The organism is Streptomyces sp. NPDC054847 (assembly GCF_053610925.1).
Genome location: NZ_JBSGZJ010000743.1, coordinates 1 through 1,689, shown reverse-complemented (window position 1 = coordinate 1,689; position 1,689 = coordinate 1). Strand labels below are relative to the sequence as shown.

The following is a 1,689-nucleotide window of genomic DNA, read 5'->3' as shown; positions in this document are numbered from 1 at the left end:
CCGGCCGGACCCGCCGCAAACCACGCCGGGACCCCCAGCGGCGCACTCCCCGGTTCATCGACCCGATGGTGATGATCAGCGACCGCCCCGCCGACATCGAGGACCGGGCCGTGCCCGGCCACTGGGAAGGCGACCTGATCATCGGCGCCGGCGGACGCTCCGCGATCGCCACCCTGGTCGAACGGAGCACCCGTTACACCATGCTGGTCCACCTGCCGGGCGGAGCCCACGACGCCGAGACCGTCCGCGACGGCCTCGTCGCCACGGTCCAGACCCTGCCCGCCCACCTGCGCGGCTCCCTCACCTGGGACCAGGGCAGCGAAATGGCACGTCACAAGCAGTTCAGCATGGCCACCGACATGCCCGTCTACTTCTGCGACCCGGCATCCCCCTGGCAACGCGGCTCGAACGAGAACACGAACGGGCTGCTGCGGCAGTACTTCCCCAAAGGCACCGACCTGAGCCTGCACAGTCCCGAAGACCTCGAACACGTCGCCCAAGAACTCAACGGCCGCCCACGCAAGACGCTCGGCTGGGATACCCCAGCCGAGCGTCTACGTGATCTACTCACCACCTGAAACCAGGCGGTGTTGCGACGACCCCTTGAACCCAAGCGCTGCGCCGGGGGCCTTCCCATGTCCCGTGCGGGGTCAGGCCTTGTTCAGGTGGGCCCAGAACTCGTCGAACGACAGGAGCTTGTCCTTGTCGGTGTCCTGTGCGGCGATCACGGCCTCGGCCACCGACTCGGTGACGTTCCAGTCACCCATCTGAGCCATGGCCGTCTTGTACTCGGCCGCAGTGATGAAGCCGTCGCCGTCCGCGTCGTAACGGTCGAACGCCTTGCGTGCTGACTCGATGTCCGCCACCGGTCCACCCCTTCTTGGTGCATTACTGACGGGGGTCAGATTATCGGCCCGCGTCGTCGATCATGGAGGCGAGGCCTGTACCCACGAACGGGGAGAGATGCGATGAGCGACGAACTGGGGCGGATACTCGCCGCCGCGGCGCAGGGGCGGTTCCCGCCCTCGGACGGCGGTGTGACGGTGGTGGACCGGCCCGGTGCACGTGACGAGGGCGTGGTGGCCTTCACCGCGCACTCGGTCGTCTTCACGGCCGAGGACCCGGAGTGGATACGGGCCGAACTGGCCGCCACCGCCTCGGACCGGCTGGCCGCCACCATGAACCCTGCTTTCCTGGCCGCCCTGATGCGGCGCACCGGCCGGTCCATGGACACCATCGACCTGGTGACGGTCGCGGAGGCGCTGCCCGGGGATCCCGGTGTCGAACTGCGCGAGATCCAGGACCGCGAGCACCCCCGGGTGGTCGGCGCCCTCAAGCGGCGCGACGAGGTACGGGTGTGGGCGGCGGACGGTGGAGTGCTCGTCCTGGGCCGGGGGCTGGCGGGCCGCTGGGAGGTGTCCGTCGAGGTCGACGAGGAGGCGCGCGGCAGGGGCATCGGTCCCCGACTCGCCGTCGCCGCCCGGCATCTGGTGCCCGGGCCCGTGCTGTGGTCCCAGCAATCGCCCGGCAACGCACGCAGTGTGCGCGCGTTCCAGCGGGCGGGGTTCCGGCCGGTCGCGTCCGAGGCGCTCCTCGCGGCGCGGTGACGACGCGGGAACGCCGCCCCGGGCCGGTCGGGGCCCGGGGCGGCGTTCTTCCGTTCAGGTCACAGCCGCCAGGGCAGGTAGT

The 1,689-nt window shown here is 70.5% G+C and carries 3 protein-coding genes; 2 read left to right on the top strand and 1 reads right to left on the bottom strand.

Going from position 1 to position 1,689, the window contains the following annotated elements; genetic code table 11:
- A partial coding sequence (locus tag ACWGH4_RS34880; RefSeq protein WP_453467895.1) for an IS30 family transposase occupies positions 1 to 578 on the top strand: 578 nt, incomplete at its 5' end.
- Positions 579 to 650: 72 nt separating this feature from the next.
- Here ACWGH4_RS34880 and ACWGH4_RS34875 read toward each other — a convergent pair.
- Positions 651 to 866 (bottom strand): EF-hand domain-containing protein, encoded by a 216-nt coding sequence (locus tag ACWGH4_RS34875; protein ID WP_005311639.1) that lies wholly within the window; start codon positions 864 to 866, stop codon positions 651 to 653.
- 102 nt (positions 867 to 968) lie between these two features.
- Here ACWGH4_RS34875 and ACWGH4_RS34870 point away from each other — a divergent pair, with 102 nt between their 5' ends.
- A complete protein-coding gene (locus tag ACWGH4_RS34870) occupies positions 969 to 1,607 on the top strand; it encodes a GNAT family N-acetyltransferase (RefSeq protein WP_453467893.1) in 639 nt (212 codons plus the stop codon).
- The last annotated feature ends 82 nt before the right edge of the window (positions 1,608 to 1,689 follow it).